A 15,278-nucleotide genomic window follows, 5' to 3' on the forward strand; every position below is an offset into this window, starting at 1 on the left:
GGCTGGAGCAGGGGCGTGCGACGCGGGATCAGAACATGCAGATCAGAAGCGGATGTTGGCAGTGAGCATCGCCGCGCGCGGCGTGCCCGGGGTGTAACGGTAGCCGCTCTTGTTGATCGCCGCGACGTAGTCCCTGTCGAACAGGTTGTACAGGTTCAACTGCAGGTCGAAATGCTTATTGACCGGATAGCTGGCCATCGCGTCGAACACCCAGTACGCCTCGGTGAACGCCGGCGTGCCGATCGCGCCGTCGGTGCCGCGCTTCATTTCGCCGGCATAACGGGCACCGCCGCCGATGGTGAGGTTGAACGGCAGGTGGTAGGTGGTCCAGGCGGTGAACGCGCTCTTCGGCGTATAGGCCAGGTCGCTGGAACCGTCGTTGGCGACGGCCTTGCCGTTGGTCACCCTGGCGTCCATCGTGGTGTAACCGGCGCTGACCGCCCAGTTGTCGGTGAGCTTGCCGACCATGCTCAGCTCGATGCCCTGCACGCGCTTCTCGCCGACCTGGTAATACTGCAGGTCGACCGGGTCCTGCACCAGGTCATTGGTGACGGTGGTGCGGTACAACGCGCCGGTCAGCAGCAGTCTCTCGCCGAGCAGGTCCCACTTGCTGCCCAGCTCGACGGTGCGGGCCTTCTGCGGATCGAAGTTGGGGTTGTCGGCGCTGTTGGCCGAACCGCTCAGGGTCAACGTGTTGCCGCCCGGCGGCTCCTGCGACACGGCAAAGTTCGCATAGATGCTGCCATTGGCAGCCGGCTTGTACAGCACGCCGAGCTTGTAGCTGGGCAGGTTGCCGGACTTGTCGGCGTCCACGCCCGGCAGCACGCTGCCGGCGGGCAGGGTGCCGCAGGCCGGGGCGTTGCGGGAGCCGCAGACGACCATGCTGTCAAAGTCGGTCTGGTAGTGGTCCAGGCGCAGGCCGGCATTGACCTGCCACTGCTCGTTGAACTTCAGCGTGTCGAACAGGTAGGCCGCTTCGGTATCGGTCTGGCCATGCGTGTCGGCGCCGTTGCTGCCGTAAAGCAGCCCGCTGACGTCGGCCTCGGGGTGGTAGAGATTCGCGGCGGGCCAGGCGCTGCCGGCGAGGGTGGCCATGCCGATGGTGTCGGCCTTTTCGCGGGTCAGCTCGATGCCGGCGCTGAGGTTGTGCGTGACGCTGCCGGTGTCGAAGCTGGCGGTGAGGTTGGTCTGGTTGGTGACGATGCGGTTGGTCTGGTTCTTGTACGTCGGCAGGCTGCGCGCGATGGTCCAGGTCGAGGGATCGGCGGCGTCCGGGGTGAGCAGGTTGGCGGTATCGCCGCGGAACGAGGTCAGCAGGTAGTCCTGGTGGGTGCGGCCCCAGCGCGTGGTGTTGTGCAGCGCCACGTCGGTCGTGAAGTCGTGCTCGACGATGACGGTGAACATGTCCGCCTTGACGTCGTCATGGTCGGAGGTGGTGCCGTAGAAGTTCGACGGATCGACCCTCGGCGCGTCGGCGAGGAACGGCCGGGTGGCATCCGGGCTGCTGTATCCGGGCAGGCCCAAGGTCGGCACGCCGCCGTCGGGCAGGTTGTTCTGCTGCACGTGCAGGAAGTCGATGTAGACCCGGGTCGGCGTCTTCAGGCCGAACGCCAGCGACGGCGCGACGCCCCAGCGGTTGGCTTCGACCTTGTCGCGCCCCGGCGAGCCGCTGTCCTGGCCCATCAGGTTGAGGCGGAATGCGGAGTTGGCGCCCAGGGTCTGGTTCCAGTCGGCGGTGGCGCGGCGGTGCTGGCCGCTGCCGTAGCCGATCGATCCGGAAATGCCGTCGCCCAGTTGCGGCTGCTTGCTGGCCAGGTTGACCGAGCCGGTGGGCGCGGTGCGTCCGTAGTCGGTGCCGGCCGGACCCTTGGCCACTTCCACCTGTTCGATGTTGAACACGTCGCGCGAGATCGAGCCGAGGTCGCGCACGCCGTCCACGAAGATGCTGCCCGAGGTGTCGAAGCCGCGCATGTAGATGCTGTCGCCGGTGTTGGTGCTGCCGTTCTCGCCGACGTAGAAGGTGCCCACGCCCGGGCTGTTGCGCAGCGCTTCGGTCAGCGTGGTGGCGCCCTGCTGCTGGATCAGTTCCTTGGTGATCACGCTGATGGTCTGCGTGGTGTCCAGCAGAGGCTGGGTGTATTTCGGCGAGGACAGCTTGTCGACGCGGTAGTCGTTGCCGGTGACCGCTTCCACCTGCACGCCGGGCAGGCTCTTGGCCTGCGCCACTTGCGCGCCGGTGAAATCAGCGGGCGTGGTATCCGTGGCGGCCGCAGGAAATGCCAGCGCCAGGCCGGTGAACAGGGTTGCCGCCTTCAGCACGCTCGTCGTCGAGGCCTGCTTGCGCGAGGCGACGGGATGTTTGCGTGATTTGATCGGTGTCATGAGAGCTCCATGGGTGAACGGGATTTGCACGCGGACAGGGCCTGGCGGGTCTGGCGCATGCAAAGGTCTTGCATTGGCTGGATGCAGGTTTCGGGGCCAGCCGAACGCGCACCGAAGCAAATCAGCGTGCGTCGTGTCGTCCGACGGAAAACAACCTGGAAATGGCGAACATTCCGGCTTGCTGGGCGAATGCGCTGGCGGCCGGAGAAGGTGCCTAAGATACTTTAATGAGAATGATTTGCAATACCCGGCAAGCCCGCATTTGCCATCTCGCGCTGCAACGGCGGGGCGCACGCCATGAAAAAGGCCCCGCATTCGCATGCGGGGCCTTCGTTTCAAGCCGCGATGGATTGCGGCCGGTGTCGATATGGAATTACCAGATCTTCACCTGCTTGTCGGCCGGGGCCACCATCGCGTCGCCGGCCTTGCACTGGAACGCGCTGGCGAAGGTCGGCATGTTGGACGGCGCGCCCATCGCGCGGAACTTCATCGGCGAGTGCGGATCGGCATTCAGATAAACCATCTGCGCCTTTTCGCGGATGTCGCCACGCCACACGCGGGCCCAGTTCAGGAAGAAGCGCTGGTCCTGGGTGTAGCCCTCGATCTTCGAGGCCGCTTCGGTCGGGTTCTTCTTCAGCGCGGTCTGCAGCGCGTCATAGGCGATGTTGAGGCCGCCCAGGTCGGCGATGTTCTCGCCCAGGGTCAGCTTGCCGTTGACGTGCAGCTCGGGGTGGTCGGCCAGCGGCGCGTAGCCGTTGAACTGATCGACCAGCTTGCCGGTGCGGGCTTCGAACTGCTTCTTGTCCGCGTCGCTCCACCAGTTGAGGTTGTTGCCGTCGCCGTCGAACTGGCTGCCCTGGTCGTCGAAGCCGTGGCTGGCCTCGTGGCCGATCACCGCGCCGATGCCGCCGTAGTTGATCGCGTCATCCGCCTTCGCATCGAAGAACGGCGGCTGCAGGATCGCGGCCGGGAAGTTGATCGTGTTGTCGGTGGGGTTGTAGTACGCGTTGACCGTCTGCGGGGTCATGCCCCAGTCCTGGCGGTCGGTCGGCTTGCCGATCTTGGCGATGTCGTACTCGTAGTTGAACTTCGACGCCGCCTGCATGTTGGCGTAGTAGCTGTCCTTGGTGATGGTCAGGCCATCCCAGTTGCGCCAGGTTTTCGGATAACCGATTTTCGGCAGGAACTTGGACCATTTGTCCAGCGCCTTGGTCTTGGTCTCCGCGCTCATCCAGTCGAGGTTCTCGATGCGCGTCTTCAACGCATCACGCACGTTGGTGACCAGCTCTTCGGCACGAGCCTTGGCTTCCGGGGTGAAGTACTTGGCCACGTACAGTTCGCCCAGCGCCATGCCCATCGCGCCGTTGACCGAACCCAGCGAACGCTTCCACTGCGGCTGCTGCTGCGGCTGGCCGCGCAGGGTCTTGCCGTAGAAATCGAACTGCGCATCGACGAACGGTTCGGACAGGGCAGCGGCCGAGTTGGAGATCGTGCGGGCCTTCAGGTAGGCCTTCCATTCGTCCATCGGCGCGCTGGCGAGCAGCTTGTCGAACTCGGCGAAGAACTTCGGCTGCGACAGCGAGAAGCCCTTGTCGATGGTGACGCCCTGCGCCTTGAAGAACGCGTTCCAGTCGAAGTGCGGGGTGACCTTGTTCGCTTCAGCCACGGTCGCGAAGTGGTACTGGTTCTCCGGCTTGCGCATTTCCACCCGCGGGATGGAGTGCTGCGCCAGGTCGGTCTCGAACTTCATCGCCAGCGCGGCCTGCTTGCCGGCGTCGGCAGCGCTGCTGCCGGTCATCTCGAACAGCTTGGCGAGGTACTTGACGTAGGCGTCGCGTACTTCCTTGTTCTTCGCATCGGTGTAGTAGTCCGGCGTGGGCAGGCCGAGGCCGCTCTGCTCGGTGTAGGCGATCTGGATCTTGGCGTCCTTGAAGTCGGCGCCCGAACCGAAGTTGAACACCGCGCCGTCGCCCTTGGCGAAGGACTGGTTCAGCCAGGTCGAAAGCTCCTTGTTGGACTTCAGCGCGTCGATGCCGGCCAGGTCGGCCTTGATCGGCTCGAAGCCGGCCTTGTTGCGCGCGTCCATGTCCATGCTGGAGTGGTACAGCCAGCCGATCTTCTGCTCGATCGAACCGGCCTTGGCGCTGTCGGCGTTCTTTTCCGCGTCGTCCACCAGCTGGTGCTGGTCGGCCAGGCTCTTCTCGTGCAGCACGCTGAAGGCGCCCCACACGGTCTGGTCGGCCGGGATCGGGTTGGCCTTGACCCATTTCGCGTTGACGAAGCCGTTGAAGTCCTGGCAGGCCAGCGCGCTGTCGCCCAGTTCGCTGACGTCGAAGATGCTCTTGCCGAGGTCGGCCGCGGCGGTGGTGCCGGCCGCTGCCGGCGCGGTGCTGGCCGGCGCCGGCGCGTTGTCGGCGGCGTCGTGCTTGCCGCAGGCGGCCAGCGCCAGGCTGACGGCGAGCGCCAGTGCCACGGGCTTCAGATACTGCTTGGTCATGGATGTCCCTTGTAAGTGGTGGTGAGTGTGCTTGTTCGGCCGCGTCACAAGTCCCCCCGGACGCGGACGCATGCCCATCCACGCTAGGCCAAACGTCATGGGCCAGACAGTGTCAAAGGTCAGGGGCGCCGACCGGGAAAAAAAGGCCCCGCATCTGCATGCGGGGCCCTGGGGTCGCATCAGGTCGCGATGCATCGCGACCTGGATGACCGCCGGATTACCAGATCTTCACCTGCTTGTCGTCGCCGCGCACCATCGCGTCGCCAGGCTTGCACTGGAACGCGGTGGCGAACGCCGGCATGTTCGACGGCGCGCCGATCGCGCGCAGCGAGGCCGGTGCATGCGGATCGGTGTTCAGGCGCAGCAGCGCCTGCTTCTCGCGGATGTTGCCGCGCCACACGCGGGCCCAGTTGAGGAAGAAGCGCTGGTCCTCGGTGTAGCCGTCGATCTTCTTGCCCGCTTCCTCCGGGTGCTGCTTCAGGGCTGCCTGCAGCGCGTCGTAGGCCACGTTCAGGCCGCCCAGGTCGGCGATGTTCTCGCCCAGGGTCAGCTTGCCGTTGACGTGCGCGTCCGGCTGGTCCTTGATCGGCGTGTAGTCGTTGAACTGCTGCACCAGCTTGGCGGTGCGGGCGTCGAACTTGGCACGGTCGGCCTCGCTCCACCAGTTGACGTTGTTGCCGGCACCGTCGAACTGGCTGCCTTCGTCGTCGAAGCCGTGGCTGGCCTCGTGGCCGATCACCGCGCCGATGCCGCCGTAGTTGATCGCGTCGTCCGCCTTGGCGTCGAAGAACGGCGGCTGCAGGATCGCGGCCGGGAAGTTGATCGTGTTGTCGGTCGGGTTGTAGTACGCGTTGACCGTCTGCGGGGTCATGCCCCATTCCTTGCGGTCGGTCGGCTTGCCGATCTTGGCGATGTCGTACTCGTAGTTGAACTTGCCGGCCGCTTCGAGGTTGGCGTAGTAGTTGTCCGGCACGATCGCGAGGCCGGTCCAGTCGCGCCACTTGTCCGGGTAGCCGATCTTGGGCAGGAAGGTGTCCCACTTGGCGATCGCCTTGGCCTTGGTCTCGTCGCTCATCCAGTCGAGGTTCTGGATGCGTGCCTTCAGCGCGTTGCGCACGTTGGTCACCAGCTCCTCGGCGCGGCTCTTCGCTTCGGGGGTGAACTCGGTCTTGACGTACAGCTCGCCCAGCGCCATGCCCATCGAGCCGTTGACCGCGCCCAGCACCTGCTTCCAGCGCGGCTTCTGCTCCGGCTGGCCCGACAGCGTCTTGCCGTAGAAGGCGAACTTGTTGTCGCGGAAATTCTTGCTCAGCGCGTCGGAGGCGTCATCGATGGTGTGGAAGCGCAGGTAGGCCTGCCACTGGCTGACCGGTGCGCTGGCCAGCAGCTTGTCGAACTCGGCGAAGAACTTCGGCTGCGACAGCGAGAAGCCCTTGTCGATGGTCACGCCCTGGGCCTTGAAGAAGTTCTCCCAGTTGAAGTGCGGGGTGACCTTGTTCGCTTCGGCGACGCTGACGAAGTGATACTGGTTTTCCGGTGTGCGCAGTTCCACCGGTGCCAGCGACGCGGCAGCCAGCTTCGTCTCGAACGCCATCACTTCATCGGCCTGCTTCTTCGCGTCGGCGGCGGACACGCCGGTCAGCTGCAGCGTCTTGGCGATGTAGTCGAGGTAGGCCTTGCGCAGGTCAGCCTGCTTCGGGTCGGTGTAGTAATCCTTGGTCGGCAGGCCCAGGCCCGCCTGGAAGGTGTAGCCGATCTGGGTTTCGGCGTGCTTGAAGTCGGCGCCGGAGCCGAACTGGAACACCTGCATGTCGCCTTCGGCGAAGCTCTTGTCGAGGTATCCGGCTACGTCCTTGCCGTTCTTCAGCTGGTCGATCGCAGCCAGCTTCGGCTTGATCGGATCGAAGCCGGCCTTGTCGATGGCGGCCTCGTCCATGCCGGACTTGTACAGGTTGCCGATCTTCTGCTCGATCGAGCCGGCGGCGGCCTGGTCGGCGCCCTTGGCGGCGTCCTCGACGATGGTGTGCTGGGTGTTCAGGCTGTCCTCGGCCAGCTTGTCGAACGCGCCCCAGCGGGTGCGGTCGGCCGGGATCGGGTTGGCGGCCACCCACTGGCTGTTGACGAAGCCGTTGAAGTCGGCGCAGGCGTTGATCTTCGGATCCAGTTCGCTGACGTCGAAGATGCTCTTGCCGAGGTCGGCTGCCGCGGTGGTGGCGGCTGCGGCGGGCGCGCTGGTGCTGGCGGCCGGCGCCGACTCCTGCTTGCCGCAGGCGGTCAGGGCAAGCGCCACGCTGATCGCCAGCGCGATGGGCTTCAGATACTGCTTGGTCATGGATATCCCTCTGTATGGATGGATGCCGGCGGTGGCCGGGGAGCTTTCATGATCGTGCCCCCGCGTTCCCCCCGGCGGCCGTCAAGACCGCCGACGCTAGGCCAAACGTCATGGGCGATACAGTGTCATAGGTCAGGGGTGGGCAGGGGAAGCCTGGCCCGGCAGTGCCCTGAGCTGCGCCGGGTCCAGCCGCAGCACCGGGTAGGCGCCCACGTGCTGGTCGGCGTACCAGGGCGAGCGCTGGAAAAACCAGTGCAGCCTGGCGTAACCGTTGGCGGCGAAGGCGGGGTCGTCGTGCAGCTTCTGTTCGAACGAGGCCTTCAGTGCAGGGTCCTTCGCCATCATCTCGCGTGCCAGTTTTTCCAGCACGCGCGGTTCGCCGTATTCCTTGGCCTCGAAGATCGCATCGAGGTCACCCCACTGCAGCAGCGAATCCGGCGCCTGCGGTTCGAGCAGGTTGATCGCCACGTTGGCCGCCCGCTGGTTCATCGGCACGATCACCGAACCGGCCGGCAGGGTGGCTTCGCGCGGCACGGGATGCAGCTTGAAGTCGCGCAGCATCACGTGCCCTTCGAACGACTTGTTCGCCCACTGCGGGTCATCCAGCTGATAGCCCGTCGCGTGGATCGTCATCGGCGCGCGGGTGCGCCGGTAGACGATGCCGTGCGCGTCGAGCTTGTCGATGATCTGCGTCCACTGCACGGGCACCACGTAGGCCGCCGGCGGCGTCACGGAAATGGCCGGCAGCAGGCCATTCCAGTTCGGGATGGTGTACGTCTTCGGCTGGCTCGGGTCGTAGCGGATCCACGGATTGTTGGAGATGTCGCTGGGGGTCAGCGTGAACGCAAAACCCTTCAGCGTGTACGGCGTGGATTGCGGATCGGGCCTGAACGTGAGCGGCACCGTGGCGTCCGCGTCGGCGGCGCGAGCGACGGTATCGGCATCGGCCTTCGCGGTGGCGGCGAGCAGGGCGGCGGGATGGCGGTTGACCTGCTCCAGCATCAGCTCGACCAGGTCGTACACGGCGTGCACGCGGTTCGCATAGGACTTCAACATGTGCGTTTCGATCAGCAGCGCCGGCCGGTTCTGCAGCGCCGCGTAGCCGGTGGAAAAGCGCGGTCCCGAACTGAAGTTCATGATGCCCTTGCGTGGATCGGCGCCGTCCTTGAACTCCAGGTAGATCGAGGCGAGGTGGCCGCGCTTCTCGTACGCCGGCAGCGCGTGCCTGACGATCGCGTCCTGCTGCCACCGGCTCACCGCCGGATCGAGCTTGTGCGGGTCCTCGGTGTACCAGGTGAGGTCGTACTGGTAGTCCGCGCCGTCGGTGGTGTGCACGTCGATCAGGAAATCCGGCAGCCACTGCTGCCACAGCTTCAGCCACGCGCGCATTTCCGGCGCATCGGCCTTGACGTAGTCGCGGTTGAGGTTGAGGTACTGCGACTGGCCGCGGAAACCCATGCTGGCCGGACCGTTCTGGTTGATGCGGTGGTACGGGCTGGAATTCTCGTGGCCATCCACGCTGAACACCGGGATGTAAACCAGCACCAGGTGATCGAGCACGTGCGGATACTTCTTCGTGATCGCGATATCGCGCAGCAGCATCAGCCCCGCGTCCTTGCCCTCGATCTCGCCCGGATGGATGCCGGCCTGCACCAGCACCACCGGCTTGTGCGCGGCGCGTGCGGCGGCCGGGTCGAACGTGCCGTCGGCGCTGGCGATCACCACCGTCATTGGCCGGCCTTCAGGCGTGCTGCCGAAGGTTTCCAGATGGACCATCCCCGGCGCCGCCTGCTGCAGCCGCTGCAGGTAGGCCAGCGTGTCGGCGTAGCTCGGCGTGGTGCGGAACTGCGCGGCTTCCGCCGGCGTGGTCCAGTCAGTGTCGGCGGCGTTCGCGCCGCACGCCGCTGCGCCGAGCAGGGCGAAACACAGGAAGTGGCGGAGATTCATGCGTGCGGCTCCGGGGTGTCCTGGCGCAACTGGGATGGCGAGGCCGGCAAGGTGTCGGGCGCCACCGCGCCGCCGGAAATGATGAAGGCCATCGCCTGGTCCATGGTCCAGTCGGTCGGCGTCAGCTCATCCACCGGCACCAGTTCCAGATAGCCGCCGGTGGGGTTGGGTGTGGTCGGAATATAGACAGCCGCCATCTCTCGACCGCTGCCTTCCTCGATCATCACCCGGGTGACGAAACCCACCACCTTCATCCCGCGACGGGGAAAATCGATCAGCACCACCCGCTGCATGCCGCTGGGCTTGTTCTGCAGTACCGCCATCAGCTTCTTGGTGCCGCCGTAGATCGTCTGCACCAGCGGGATGCGCGCCAGCAACCCGTCGAATGCCGTGAGGAAGCGCTGGCCGATCACCCGGTTCGCAATGAAGCCGAGCAGGTACAGCGCCACCAGGGTGATCACCAGCGCAAGAATGAAATTCAGCCACTCCATGTTCAGCGACTCGGCGGTGCGCGGTGCCACCAGCGCCAGCGTGCCGAGCAAACCCGCCACCAGCGGTGCGCCGATGCCGGCCAGCATCCCGAGAATGAACTTGAACACCAGCCAGGTCACCCACAGCGGGATGAAGGTGAGCAGGCCGGTGAGCAGGTAGCGCTTGACGCGAAACGGTCGCATGGGGTGATGGTCCGGGATGCGGGGGATGCCCGCATTGTAGGTGGGGGCGAGTCGCCGCGTCGCCGGTCGGTAACGGGCGCGCCCTGTGCGCGATGCCTTTGCTTTGCTTGCCTGCGGCGCTAGGAGCAAAAGCTTTCGTCTGCCTACGGCAGCCGAGCCACCTTTCTCTGTGTGGCCAGAGAAACGTTGCCCAAAGAGAGGCCACCCCGCTTCCGCGCCTTGCGGACGTCCTGTCCGCAAGGTTCGCGAGTCGGGGCCGGGCTTTTCGACAGGGCATCCTGCCCTGGCGAAAAGGAGCCGACATCCCTGTCGGCTCCCGCTACGCGGCTACGCGGCCTGTCGACCCCGCCTCGCCGCTGCAGAGGGGCCCCGGGTAGAGCGACGCGCATCCTGCGCGTACTTTTCAGAAGAGCCGGATCAAGAGCAGAGCGGCGGCAACCCGGAGCTTTTGCTCTGGTTTTTGCCTTTGCATTTCAGCTACATCACCGAGTGCGGGCCACGATGGCCCGCTGCTCTACCCGGGGTCCCTTGTGCGGCGGTGAGACGGGGTCGACAGGCCGCGTAGCGGGCATCGGCATGGATGCCGATGCCTTTTCGCCAGCACAAGGATGTGCTGTCGAAAAGCCCGGCCCCGGCTCACGGACTTGTTGGGCAGGATGCCCAACAAGCGCCAAGCGGGGTGGCCTTCTCTTTTGGTTACTTTTCTCTTGGCCACTCAAGAGAAAAGTGACTCGGTCGCTGAAGGCGATCGACCGCTCTGCACTTGAGCTCTTGCTTCCAAGCGCATCAGGGCAAACGCGAAAGAAAGTGACTCGCCCTCCGAAGGAGGACGAAAGCTCTTGCTTCAACGCTTTTGACCCCGGAAAATCCCACAAGACAAAAAGTGGCCGCAGCGCGCAGCGCCAGACGCCAGCGCGAAATCCCGAGTTCCGCGCATCAACTCCCACCAGCACGAACGTGCGACCAGCGCGCGCGATCCACTAGGCTATGCGCCAGCATCACCCAGCCACACTCACACCGCCAAGGAATGCCCATGTCAAACGCCACCCCTCGGGATCAATCTGTGTTGGCCATCGTCGCCGCCGCCCTGCTCTTTGCTGCGCTGGCCTGCGGTCAACCCCTGGCCGGCATCGCTGGTGTAACGATTACCCTGGCGGGCATGGCATGGCGGCGGCAGCCGGCGCATCGCAAGGCCGGCACGGCGCTCGTCTTCGGCGGCTTCGTGCTCGTACTGGTGGCGATGATGTTCAACGTGGGCTACCGGTTGGGCAAGGACATGGCCCATCGCGACCACATGCGCGAAACGGCCGCGCACATCCGCCTGCAGTGAGCGCGGTCGCGCGGCGAGGGTGTCACCGCAACGGATGCCGTCGCCCCTCAACGCGGAAACCGCGATACCCGCGAGCGAAGGCGCCGCCGGCCACGAGTACCCACACCAGCAGGCTGACATAGACGCCGATGGCCGGAATCACCCGCAGGAAATCGAGCTGCAGCGCCCGCGCCAGCTCGTACGTGCCGACCGTGTACATGCCCAGCGGAAACACGATGTCCCAGTCATCCACCTCGTAGCGCAGCGGCACATGGCGCCAGGCGTGGCGCCAGAGCTCAAGCAGCACCAGCAGCGGAATCCACCACGTCGCGGTGGCCCAGAAGAACACGGTGAAACCTTTCACGAACGGCATCAGCTCATGCAGCGGGCTGGTGGCCGACGTATGCAGCACGAGCAGACTGCCGGCGAGGGTGGTGATGGCCAGGGCGCCCATGTCGATCCAGTACGGCGGGGTGAATTCGCGGGCGCGCAGCGGGAAGAACACCATGCGGTAGACGACCAGGGTGATGATCAGCAGGTACAGCGCGCCGCCGAGCAGGTACAGGCACAGCGCGCCGAACAGCCAGCCGGGGCCGGCGGCGGGATCGTCGGCGATCAGCAAAGTCATCAGCACGGCCAGCGCCTGGGTCGACACCACCGCGACCAGCCAGCCGCCGTTGATGCTGCGGGTGAAGCCGGGCTTGATCCGTGCGGTGATGGTGGCGGCGAAGAACAGATAGATCAGCGCCGCCCAGAACAGCGCGCCGAGCAGGGCCAGCGCACGCGCCAGCGCTGGAAGGTGCACCACCATCACGCACTGGCTGCCCAGCACGCAGGTGGCCGCGGCCAGGGTGAGGAAGCCGGCGCCGCGGCCCGGGTGCACGAAATCGGCGACCAGTTCGTGGCGGAAGCGGGCCAGTCGCACGGCGGTCAGTGCCAGCAGGATCAGCCAGGCCAGCAGGTTTGCGCCGAACAGCGCCAGCGCCAGCGCGCGCAGGCCGTGCTGGTCGACGTCGATCGAGACGATGCCGGTGGCCATGACCAGGGCGAAGCTGCCGGGGCTCAGGTGGCGCGCGCGGGACAACACGAAATCGACAGCCGTCATCGCAGCCTCCGTGGCGAAGGGGCGGATGCAATGCATAGTGCGCCTGCCGGGTGGCAAACCGCCGTGATTTTTTTCGCGGCCGTGCGAATCATGGGATGAACAAGGGGAAGATCAGCGTCCATGACGGCCAGACAACACCAGCAACGTTTCGAGTCGCTGCTGCACGAACATCGCCGGATCGTGTTCAAGGTCGCCGGCCTGTACAGCCGCAGCGCTGCCGACCGCGACGACCTGGCGCAGGAGATCAGCGCGCAACTGTGGCGCTCGTTCGGCGGCTATGACGAGGCGCGCGCGAAGTTTTCCACCTGGATGTACCGCATCGCGTTGAACGTGGCGATCTCGCAGGCGCGGCGCGAGCGCTGGTCGGAATCCGACCGCTTCGAGCCGCTGGAGACGCATCACCTGGAGACGGTCGGCGGGGGCGAGGGCATCGCCGAACCGGACGAACGGCTGGCCGCGCTGTATGCCTTCATCGGCCAGCTCGATCCGCTCAATCGCGCGCTGATCCTGCTTTACCTGGAAGACCGCAACTACACCGAGATGGCCGAGATCCTCGGCATCAGCGAAACCAACGTGGCGACCAAGATCAGCCGCATCAAGCAGAAGCTGCGCGGCCAGATGACCGCTGCACAAACCACCGGAGCATGACGATGGAACTGGATGACATGAAGCTGGCCTGGCAGGTGCTGGATCGCCGGTTGGCGCAACAGCATTCGCTGAACCTGCAGCTGTTTCGGGACGGCAAGCTGGAGCACGTGCGCCGGCGTCTGCAGCCGCTGGCATGGACCTTTGCCCTGCAGATCCCCTTGGGTATCGCGATGATGCTGTGGGGCATCAGCTTCTGGTCGACCCACCTGGGCGATGCCGGCTCGATGGCGTGCGGGATCGTCATGCAGGTCTTCGGCACCCTGTCGGTGTTCTTCCCGGCGCGGGCGCTCGCGCTGGTGCAGGCGATCGACTATGCCTCGCCGGTGCTGGAAATCCAGCGGCGTATCGCCGATCTCCGCGCATGGCGGGTCAAGGTGGAGGCGCCGGTCTTTGCGGTCATCGGCTGCGTGATCTGGATTCCTGCCTTGCTGATGCTTGCGCAATACGAAGGCGACCGCGTCGGGGTGAGCCTGTGGGACCACCTTCGCCCGGGGACGGCGAGCTGGCTGGTGCTGTCCGCGGTCGTCCCGTTGGCCGCGGTGGGCCTGGCCTGCCTCGTGCTGCGTCGGATGGGCCGACTGCCATGGCTTGCGAACCGCCTGGCCGGCGCAGCCGTGCAGCGCGCCGAGGCCGAACTCGAAGCGGTGATGCGCTTCGAGCGGGAGAACGGCTGAGCCCGGGATCAGCGCACTCGTGGCTTGAGCCGCACGTAGATCTGCTTGCGCACCACGGCGATGACCTTGCCTGACGCGGTGGTCACTTCGGTCTCGAACCAGCGCAACACCTTCTCGCCGCCGGCGGCGGCCGCGCGCAGTTCGTCGACCACGCCGGGTTCGAGCTTGAAGTGGGCGTAGACGTCCTCGTAACCCGGCGCCACGAAGTCGATCGTGCCGGCCTTGTCCCACACGAAGTAGTCGCTGCCCAGCTGGTGCATCGCCAGCAGCATCCAGAACGGGTCGACCATCGCGAACAGGTTGCCGCCGAACTGGCTCTTCACGTAATTGCGGTTCCACGGGCGCAGCCGCAGCACCACCTTCGCCTCGGTGTAGTCGTCGCTGAGCGACTGCAGGCGGATCGCGTTGAACAGGAACGGCGGCCACAGGTTGAGCAGGCGGCGGAAGGTGGAGGCGCGCATGGGGATTCGTCGGATGCCGGGGGAATGACGGATCTTACATGAGCATACGGTGGCGTACGGATTGGCATGCCTCGCCTCGCGCCCGCCTTGCTCCTCCCCCTGCTTGCCCGGAGGGCGAGCAGGGGGAGGTTGGGAGGGGAGCTTCAGTGCTCCGGGATTTGAAAACCAGGAGCAGGAGCGACCCCACCCCAGCCCTCCCCTGCAGGCAGGGGAGGGAGCAGGTGGCCTTGTGGCGGTGGAATGCTTTGGCGTTCCTCGTGCCCAACAATCAGAACAACAGCGACGCCATCTTCCGTCGGTAGCGACTGACCAGTTCGGCGTCGTCGAGGGTGGCGAAGGCCGCCAGCAGGCGCTTCTTGCCCTGGCCGTCGTTCCAGTCGCGGGCCTTCTGCAGGATCAGCAGGAACTGGTCGAGTCCGCCGGCGGCGTCGCCTTCGAGCAACAGGCGCACGCCGAGTTGATCGTGGGCTTCCCAGTCTTCGGCGTTGGCTTGCAGGCGCTGCAGCAGCGCCGCCCGTTCCGGCGCGTCCTTCAGCGAATGGGCCAGCTCCAGTTCGCTGCGCAGGCGCACGGCGCGTGAGTCGGTGGCGAGGTTGGCGGGCAGGGCGGCGAGTTCGGCTTCGGCCGCGTCGATCTGCTCGTTGCGCATCAGGGCCACGGCCAGGTCCAGTTTCAGCTCGGGCTTGTTCGGCTCGGCGGCGATCGCCTGCTGCAGGCGGTTCACGGCCTGGGCGGGTTCCTCGGCGGTGGCGGCGACTTCATCGCCCGCGGCGGCTTCCAGCGGCTGCACGTGACGCAGCAGGAATTCGCGTAGCTGGCCTTCGGGCAGGGCGCCGGCGAAGCCGTCGAGCACCTGGCCATCCTTCACCAGCATCACGGTGGGGATGCTCTTGATGCCGAACATGCCGGCCAGCTCCTGCTGGGTGTCCACGTCGACCTTGCCCAGCCGGAACGCGCCGTTGAATTCGGAGGCGAGCTTTTCCAGCATCGGGCCCAGCGTCTTGCACGGTTCGCACCAGGTGGCCCAGAAGTCGACCAGGATCGGCGTGCTCAGCGAGGCCTGCAGCACGTCGGCTTCGAAGGTCTGCTGGTCCACGTCGAAGACGTGGGAAACGGTGGCAGCATCGGTCACGGGAAACTCCAGCTTGGTGAATGTCGGTTCAGATCAGGGTTCCCGCGCAGCATATCAAGCAGCGCGTTCACGCCAGATTTGCGAGAATCCACGGACTGTCACGCCGAAGCAAGGCAC

11 protein-coding genes are annotated in these 15,278 nt (G+C 65.7%); 3 read left to right on the forward strand and 8 right to left on the reverse strand.

The features are described 5' to 3' along the window. Nucleotides 1–42: 42 nt before the first annotated feature. From ASD55_RS05975 to ASD55_RS05995, 5 genes are all read right to left on the reverse strand, one after another. Nucleotides 43–2,382: a catecholate siderophore receptor Fiu gene (locus ASD55_RS05975; protein ID WP_056764320.1), complete on the reverse strand. Its 2,340-nt coding sequence runs from the start codon at nucleotides 2,380–2,382 to the stop codon at nucleotides 43–45. A 373-nt stretch (nucleotides 2,383–2,755) separates the two neighbouring features. After that, entirely contained in the window at nucleotides 2,756–4,879 is a 2,124-nt protein-coding gene (locus ASD55_RS05980) for a M13 family metallopeptidase (protein ID WP_056764322.1), read from the reverse strand. A 217-nt stretch (nucleotides 4,880–5,096) separates the two neighbouring features. After that, on the reverse strand, nucleotides 5,097–7,211 hold the full coding sequence (locus ASD55_RS05985; RefSeq protein ID WP_056717898.1) for a M13 family metallopeptidase: 2,115 nt from the start codon (nucleotides 7,209–7,211) through the stop codon (nucleotides 5,097–5,099). Nucleotides 7,212–7,343: 132 nt separating this feature from the next. After that, nucleotides 7,344–9,158, reverse strand: a complete 1,815-nt coding sequence (locus ASD55_RS05990; RefSeq protein ID WP_056764324.1) for a M14 family metallopeptidase — start codon at nucleotides 9,156–9,158, stop codon at nucleotides 7,344–7,346. Then, nucleotides 9,155–9,832 carry a DUF502 domain-containing protein gene (locus ASD55_RS05995; RefSeq protein ID WP_056764326.1) on the reverse strand — a complete coding sequence of 226 codons (678 nt, stop codon included), beginning with the start codon at nucleotides 9,830–9,832 and terminating at the stop codon, nucleotides 9,155–9,157. The genes ASD55_RS05990 and ASD55_RS05995 overlap by 4 nt, the downstream gene beginning before the upstream one ends. A 1,033-nt stretch (nucleotides 9,833–10,865) precedes the next feature. Between ASD55_RS05995 and ASD55_RS06000 the strand changes: the two genes are divergently transcribed. Beyond that, nucleotides 10,866–11,162: a hypothetical protein gene (locus ASD55_RS06000; protein WP_157598807.1), complete on the forward strand. Its 297-nt coding sequence runs from the start codon at nucleotides 10,866–10,868 to the stop codon at nucleotides 11,160–11,162. A gap of 22 nt (nucleotides 11,163–11,184) precedes the next feature. Here ASD55_RS06000 and ASD55_RS06005 read toward each other — a convergent pair whose 3' ends face one another. Then, a complete protein-coding gene (locus ASD55_RS06005) occupies nucleotides 11,185–12,246 on the reverse strand; it encodes a tellurite resistance/C4-dicarboxylate transporter family protein (RefSeq protein WP_056764330.1) in 1,062 nt (353 codons plus the stop codon). A gap of 120 nt (nucleotides 12,247–12,366) precedes the next feature. Between ASD55_RS06005 and ASD55_RS06010 the strand changes: the two genes are divergently transcribed. Together ASD55_RS06010 and ASD55_RS06015 are read left to right on the forward strand one after the other, a co-directional pair. Continuing rightward, a complete protein-coding gene (locus ASD55_RS06010) occupies nucleotides 12,367–12,894 on the forward strand; it encodes a sigma-70 family RNA polymerase sigma factor (RefSeq protein ID WP_056764332.1) in 528 nt (175 codons plus the stop codon). Nucleotides 12,895–12,896: 2 nt separating this feature from the next. Then, the gene (locus ASD55_RS06015) at nucleotides 12,897–13,568 is read left to right on the forward strand and encodes a hypothetical protein (protein WP_056764334.1); all 672 of its coding nucleotides are present in this window, start codon (nucleotides 12,897–12,899) and stop codon (nucleotides 13,566–13,568) included. A gap of 8 nt (nucleotides 13,569–13,576) precedes the next feature. Here ASD55_RS06015 and ASD55_RS06020 read toward each other — a convergent pair whose 3' ends face one another. Then, nucleotides 13,577–14,029, reverse strand: coding sequence for a DUF4442 domain-containing protein (locus tag ASD55_RS06020; RefSeq protein ID WP_056764336.1), 453 nt, complete (start codon nucleotides 14,027–14,029; stop codon nucleotides 13,577–13,579). A gap of 268 nt (nucleotides 14,030–14,297) precedes the next feature. Then, nucleotides 14,298–15,161 (reverse strand): thioredoxin, encoded by an 864-nt coding sequence (gene trxA / locus ASD55_RS06025; RefSeq protein WP_056764338.1) that lies wholly within the window; start codon nucleotides 15,159–15,161, stop codon nucleotides 14,298–14,300. Nucleotides 15,162–15,278: the final 117 nt, after the last annotated feature.

The organism is Rhodanobacter sp. Root561 (assembly GCF_001427365.1).
Taxonomy (GTDB): domain Bacteria; phylum Pseudomonadota; class Gammaproteobacteria; order Xanthomonadales; family Rhodanobacteraceae; genus Rhodanobacter.